Here is a 6,042-nt window from a genome sequence, read left to right on the forward strand (position 1 = left end):
AAAATCGGCCACGCTCGTCCAGTTCACGAAGCCACCCCTGCCCCTTGTAACTCGCCTACCCACGCCGTGTGGCGCTCGCGTTCCAGAATAATTATCCGCGTGCGGATCAGTACCACCGCGATCGCATACATCCAGCACGCGATCGACATGATGAGCATGCCGGTCAGCATGGTGGTAGCCATTTTCGGCGATTGCGTCACGCTGACCGAGGCACCTTGATGCAAGGTGTTCCACCATTTTACGGAGAAATAGATGATCGGTATGTTCACCACCCCTACCAACGCAATCATTGCGCCGGCTTTGTCGGCACGGCGCGGGTCATCTATTGCGGCCTGCAACGACATGAAGCCGATATAGAGAAACAGCAGGATTAATTCGGACGTAAGCCGCGCATCCCATACCCACCACGCTCCCCACATGGGCTTGCCCCACAGTGCGCCGGTCCATAAGGCAAGAAAGGTAAACATCGCTCCTGTCGGGGCAATCGCGGTGGCCACCATGGAAGACAGGCGGGTATTGAATGCCAGGCCGATACCGGACCACATCGCCATTATCACATACAGAAACATTGACATCCAGGCGGCAGGGACGTGAATGAAAATGATGCGATAAGCTTCACCCTGCTGAAAATCGGTCGGCGCAACAAAAAACCCGATATAAAGCCCCACCGCGAACAATATAATCGCGGCAACGGAAAAAATCGGGATCATTTTACCGGCAAGAAAATAGAAACTCGCCGGAGAGGAATATTTGAACCAGTTAATCGCCATGTCAAAAAATACTGAACTCCATATTCGAGGTTTTGCGCCTCAAGTGCTTAGCTTTAAATTTTAACCTAAAAACCTTGAATTCAGAATTGGTTTTTTATTCCATCGAAATTCGCAATGACACAGCTGCCGTCCAGGGCGCCAGGGCCAGAGATGCCAGCAGAAAAGCGCCCAGCAGCGACATATGCGCCGCAGCTCCCAAACCCGCCACGCTCGATTCCACTGCGCCGGCGCCAAATATCAATACCGGAATATATAGCGGTAGCACCAGCAGCGACACCAATACGCCGCCCCCTCTCAATCCCAAAGTCAGCGCCGCACCAATGGCGCCTATCAGACTTAAAACCGGGGTTCCCAGTAATAATGAAGCCGTCAGCACCTGCAACGCGTCCGCCGACAAATCATATTGGATGCCCAGCACCGGAGCCATCAGCACAAGCGGCACACCCGTCACCAGCCAGTGAGACAGCGCCTTGCCCAGCACCAGCAGAGACAGTGACTGGGGCGACAGCAGCATTTGTTCCAATGTGCCGTCCAGGTAATCACTGGAGAACATCCGCCCCAATGACAACATCGAAGCCAGAAGTGCGGCAACCCAGACGACGCCCGGTGCCATGGTTCGGAGCATGCTCATCTCCGGACCCACGCCGAGGGGAAAAAGGCTTACCACGATGATGAAAAAAAACAGTGTGGTCAACACATCTGCCCGCCGTCTCATCGCGAGCAGAAGGTCGCGCTGGATTATCCAGAAAAACATGTCAGGCGAGTTGCAACCGCTGGGTTGCAGAGGCAGTTATGTCGATCTCCTGATGCGTCGTCATCACTATCATACCGCCGTGTTCCAGGTGTCGCTCCATTAAACCCTGCATCAGCTTCACTGCGGCAGTATCAAGCGCCGTCAAAGGCTCGTCCAGTATCCATAACACGGTATTGCATACCATCAGGCGCGCCAGCGTTACCCTGCGTCGCTGGCCTTGCGACAATACCTTGGCCGGCAATAGTTCGCGTCCGCCCAACCCCATGTGTTGCAGCGCTTCATGGGCTTTATGTTCATCGATTTCCGCACCTGCCAGTGCGCTGGAAATACGCAGGTTCTCGATGGCGGTCAAGTCGTCCTTTACGCCGCTTAAATGGCCGAGATAAGTCATCGCGCCATAATAGTCTCCGCCTAGCGAACGAATTTCAGCGCCATTCCAGTGAATCTCCCCCTGGGCAGGTAGCGCCAGACCGCACAGCATGCGTAGAAGGCTGGTTTTTCCGCTCCCGTTGGGGCCTTGAACCTGCATCAATCCGCCTGATTCGAGGGAGAAACTGATATCCCTGAATAATCTGCGGTCACCGCGCACGCATGTCAGGTTGTGTCCTTGCAGCGTTGGCATTGTCGAAGCAAAAGACCGGCATTATAGCGTATCGACGCGAACTTACGCGATTACGAGCGCAATGAAGAGATGCGAATGCCGCTTTGCTTCGGAATAAAGGCTCAGAGCAATGAAAGTTGCTCTCGCAAAACCACCCGAGCTGTGGATAACGAAGGGATGAGCGCGTATTGGACCGTGGAGGATGAGTTGGTGTCAGGAGGTCCAGGCGGCGCAGTCGGACTTAAAGAATCGCAGCGAAAAAGAGACTGGTTGAGGGCAGATTTTGCGGATTTTGAAGGCCAATAGTTATTATCCTATTGGTCGAAAAAGTGGCGAAATATGAACCAGCCAGACGCTTTTGCAGCCGACTTCCTTTAAGTCCGACAGGCTGCTAGGTATAGTGACCTGCAATCAAAAACGGCCCGACCTGCATTCAACGGCTTTTAGGGGAGGTTTGACAAAAGGGAAATTAATGTACGTTAGCTGCATCGCATGACAATAAATCAAGGATTTATCTGACTTCCTCGGCCATGATTTCAATTAGCAATTATGAATTATAAACAGACGGGTAATCAGAAACTTATAAAGCATTGACGTACTTTAATTTCTCTTTTGTCAAACCTCCCCTAGTAGCCCGCTTGGCTGAGCGGTTGTGTCAGTCCGTAATTGGATCAGGTTCTTGAGCGAGCGGCCCAACCGGTCCAGCCGCCATATGACGACAGTATCGCCAGCACGCAACACGTTCAAGAGTGCGGCCAGACCGATACGATCCGCCTTGGCGCCGGCTCACCGTGTCCTCAAAAATGCGTTCGCATCCGGCCCCCTTCAGGGCGTCCCGCTGCAAGTCGAGGTTGTGGTCGAGTGCAACAAACGTCCGTTTGTTGCACCGATCTGCCTCTCGTTTTGATTTGCAGTTATTCCTGGCTCGAAATCGCGTTGAATGCCGGTCGTTAGCTACCCATCGTTTCAAAAGTAGAACTCTGATAACCAACTAGCAGACTACACGCCTATCCATTTCCAGGTCTATACTCTAACCACTTGCTAACTGCAAGTAGTTCCCATCTCAAATCAAGGATCAATTTTAGGAGAAAAATCATGCCATTATGGAAAGTTTATCATCCCGCTGGAGCATACACCGCTCAAGACAAAAAGGATCTATCCGAAAGGATTACCGGTATGTATGCACGCGTTCCTATCCCGAAGTTCTATGTAGTTTTCATTTTTGAGGAAATAGCCAAGGACTCCTGCTTTGTAGGTGGTGAGCCGAATAACAAATTTGTCCGGTTCAGGGTCGATCACATTGCGCGGACACTACCCGGCCCAGTCATGCGGGAATGGTGGGTGAGAACGCTCGATGAGCTTATTGCTCCCTTTGTAAAGGACAGAGGCTACGATTGGGAGATTTCCATTGACGAGACACCTTTCGATCTTTGGTCTCTCCAGGGAGAGATTCCGCCTCCTTTTGAATCTGCAGCTGAGAAGAGATGGGTAAAGGAAAACAAGGCGAGTCCTTACACTGTGGTGGAAAAGCTTCCTGTTAACCTGGCGTTTACTCCAGGAATAGCAGATCGCTAGGATCTGGGTGGCCGTCCCCGCTTGGGCGGCCAGTTTCCCTGAGTTCGGCACCGCACATGCCGCAAAAGAACACGAGCTCATCATTCTGATCTTTCCGGGCGGATGGGCGCACTTACTGATAGTTAGGCACATGGAGGCAACATGGCTTATCAAACGATCAACCCTGCAACAGGCAAGCTGATCAAGACCTATGCAAACATATCCGACCCGGACCTGGAGACCGCAGTGGCAAGCGCGCATAAGGCTTTCCATAGCGATTGGCGGCATCGCCCCGTAACCGAGCGTGGCAAGATTATGTCCACTGCAGCCACCATCTTGCGCAAGAAAAGTGACCAGTACAGCCACTACCTGACGTTGGAGGTGGGCAAGCTTATTGTAGAGGCGCGCGCAGAGGTCGCCCTTTCTGCCGATATCCTGGACTACTACGCGCAGAAAGCTGAGAATTACCTGGAGCCGCGCGTGCTTTCCGAATCTCCGGGCGCTGAACTGCATATCGAGCCGATCGGGGTTCTGCTAGGCATCGAGCCTTGGAACTTCCCCTACTACCAGATTGCGAGGGTAGCAGGCCCGCAGTTGATGGTAGGCAACGTGCTGCTTCTCAAGCATGCGGAAAACGTTCCCCAGTCAGCATTGGCTTTTGCTAGCCTTTTCGAGGAAGCTGGCGCACCGCCCGGTGTATACACGAACATCTTTGCCAGCATTGAACAGAGCGAAAGATTAATCGAGGACCCACGTATCCGTGGTGTTACCGTGACTGGCAGTGAACGCGCAGGCGCGGCGGTGGCCGGACGCGCTGGCCGCAACCTCAAGAAGTCCGTAATGGAGCTGGGGGGAAGTGACCCGCTGATTGTGCTTGAAGACGCACCAATGGAATCCACGCTTGATAATGCCTTGTTCGGCCGGATGTTTAACGCGGGGCAGTGCTGTGTTGGTTCAAAACGTATTATCGTCGTTGGCGCGGAGCGGGGAGAGGCTTTCCTGGATGGCTTCGTTCAGCGCATGGCTTCATTGAAAGCAGGAGACCCCAATGATCCTGCTACAACCCTGGGGCCTCTTGCTTCAGAGAGGGCATTGCATCTTCTTCTGGATCAAATCAAGCTGGCTCGGAAGGAAGGGGGAAAGGTTTTGTTTGGTGGCAGAAGGATTGACCGCTCTGGCTTCTATTTGGAACCGACGGTACTGGCCGGCATCAGCGAGGAAAACCCAATCCATTCCCAAGAGTTATTTGGTCCGGTTGCCTCTTTCCGCGTCGTCGAGAATGAAAATGAAGCCATCCGCCTGGCAAACTCGACCCCATTCGGTCTTGGCGCCTCGGTTTTTACGGCTGACATCGAGCGTGGCCGCAAGGTTGCAGCAAAGATCGAAAGCGGTATGGTTTTTATCAACCAGCCAGTATGGACGGCGGCTCAACTTCCATTCGGCGGTATCAAGAATTCAGGCTTCGGCCGTGAGCTGTCGGAGCTGGGCTTTGGTGAATTCGTTAATGAGAAGCTGATTAATGTTGCACCCTCAGGTTCACCGCCATGGGGGCCTATCAAATAAGGGTTAACAAATGGTTGCACGTGTATGCTGGGAAACGGCGCAGCATTGGTATGAGGTTGCGGCTAGGTTGGCTCATCTGGTAGCCCTCTTAAGTCAGCTTAGTCCTCATGCAGCATCTCGAAACGCTGCGCGAGAAAATCAACTAACGCCCGCACAGATGGCAGAAGACCGCGCCGGGATGGAAACACCGCATGAATGATTTCCCGACAGGGCGCCCAGTCTGGCACCAGCCTAACCAATGAACCAGCCGCCAGTTGGTCTCGTGCCATGACCGCCGGCAGTTGCACTACACCGACACCGGCCACAGCGGCATCTCTTAGCGCGATCATGTCCGTCGTCGCGAAGCGTGGCGCGTGATGAAGTGTTGCGTGTACGTCACCTGGCCCATGCAGCGCCCAGGTGTGGATTTGTTGCAGGACCCCCAGGCCTAGGCTGGGCCAATTGCTTAAAGCAGTTGGTGCAGCAGGAAAGCCGAACCGCTGGACAAGGGCGGGGCTGGCTACCAAACATTGGCCTCGATCAGCCAAAACACGCATGACCAGGTTACTGTCCTGCAGGGGCGGTGGTCGCACACGAAGAGCGACGTCGACCGACTCACTGACCAGATCGACACGCCGGTTGGTCGCCTCCATCTGCACCGTGACGTGCGGATAGCGCACCATGAAATCAGCCAGCATCACTCCCACATAAGCATTCACCAGCGGGATGGGGCATGTCATCCGGATTACACCCCGAGGTTCGGCTTTTAAGGTGTCTATGGCTTCCTGGGCCCCCTCAGCTTCTACCAACATCGCCTTGCA

At 53.8% G+C, this 6,042-nt stretch carries 8 protein-coding genes; 3 read left to right on the plus strand and 5 right to left on the minus strand.

Annotated features, from left to right (window positions below; translation table 11 throughout):
• Window positions 1–23: 23 nt before the first annotated feature.
• The 4 genes from ccmC to BLP78_RS16140 all read right to left on the minus strand — a co-directional run bounded on the left by ccmC (window position 24) and on the right by BLP78_RS16140 (window position 2,863).
• Complete coding sequence (gene ccmC, locus BLP78_RS11680; protein ID WP_090459414.1) at window positions 24–770, minus strand: heme ABC transporter permease CcmC; 747 nt, start codon at window positions 768–770, stop codon at window positions 24–26.
• Window positions 771–864: 94 nt separating this feature from the next.
• Window positions 865–1,524, minus strand: a complete 660-nt coding sequence (gene ccmB, locus BLP78_RS11685; protein WP_025039523.1) for a heme exporter protein CcmB — start codon at window positions 1,522–1,524, stop codon at window positions 865–867.
• A gap of 1 nt (window position 1,525) precedes the next feature.
• Window positions 1,526–2,146 (minus strand): cytochrome c biogenesis heme-transporting ATPase CcmA, encoded by a 621-nt coding sequence (gene ccmA / locus BLP78_RS11690; protein ID WP_090459416.1) that lies wholly within the window; start codon window positions 2,144–2,146, stop codon window positions 1,526–1,528.
• 594 nt (window positions 2,147–2,740) lie between these two features.
• A complete protein-coding gene (locus BLP78_RS16140; protein WP_305367058.1) occupies window positions 2,741–2,863 on the minus strand; it encodes a recombinase family protein in 123 nt (40 codons plus the stop codon).
• Here BLP78_RS16140 and BLP78_RS16145 point away from each other — a divergent pair.
• From BLP78_RS16145 to BLP78_RS11710, 3 genes are all read left to right on the plus strand, one after another.
• Window positions 2,805–3,032, plus strand: a complete 228-nt coding sequence (locus BLP78_RS16145) for a hypothetical protein (RefSeq protein WP_305367059.1) — start codon at window positions 2,805–2,807, stop codon at window positions 3,030–3,032. The two genes, BLP78_RS16140 and BLP78_RS16145, sit on opposite strands and share 59 nt — an antisense overlap.
• A 188-nt stretch (window positions 3,033–3,220) precedes the next feature.
• Window positions 3,221–3,700, plus strand: coding sequence for a tautomerase family protein (locus tag BLP78_RS11705; RefSeq protein WP_090459419.1), 480 nt, complete (start codon window positions 3,221–3,223; stop codon window positions 3,698–3,700).
• A 141-nt stretch (window positions 3,701–3,841) separates the two neighbouring features.
• Complete coding sequence (locus tag BLP78_RS11710) at window positions 3,842–5,242, plus strand: NAD-dependent succinate-semialdehyde dehydrogenase (protein ID WP_090459421.1); 1,401 nt, start codon at window positions 3,842–3,844, stop codon at window positions 5,240–5,242.
• A 98-nt stretch (window positions 5,243–5,340) separates the two neighbouring features.
• Here BLP78_RS11710 and BLP78_RS11715 read toward each other — a convergent pair.
• On the minus strand, window positions 5,341–6,042 hold a 702-nt coding region (locus tag BLP78_RS11715), incomplete at its 5' end, for a LysR substrate-binding domain-containing protein (RefSeq protein ID WP_090459427.1).

The organism is Nitrosospira sp. Nsp1 (assembly GCF_900100985.1).
GTDB lineage: Bacteria > Pseudomonadota > Gammaproteobacteria > Burkholderiales > Nitrosomonadaceae > Nitrosospira.

Excerpts from the sequence above, each read along its gene's own strand:
- ccmC (WP_090459414.1), bottom strand. The coding sequence starts at position 770 with ATGGCGATTAACTGGTTCAAATATTCCTCTCCGGCGAGTTTCTATTTT.
- ccmB (WP_025039523.1), bottom strand. The coding sequence starts at position 1,524 with ATGTTTTTCTGGATAATCCAGCGCGACCTTCTGCTCGCGATGAGACGG.
- ccmA (WP_090459416.1), bottom strand. The coding sequence starts at position 2,146 with ATGCCAACGCTGCAAGGACACAACCTGACATGCGTGCGCGGTGACCGC.
- BLP78_RS11705 (WP_090459419.1), top strand. The coding sequence starts at position 3,221 with ATGCCATTATGGAAAGTTTATCATCCCGCTGGAGCATACACCGCTCAA.
- BLP78_RS11710 (WP_090459421.1), top strand. The coding sequence starts at position 3,842 with ATGGCTTATCAAACGATCAACCCTGCAACAGGCAAGCTGATCAAGACC.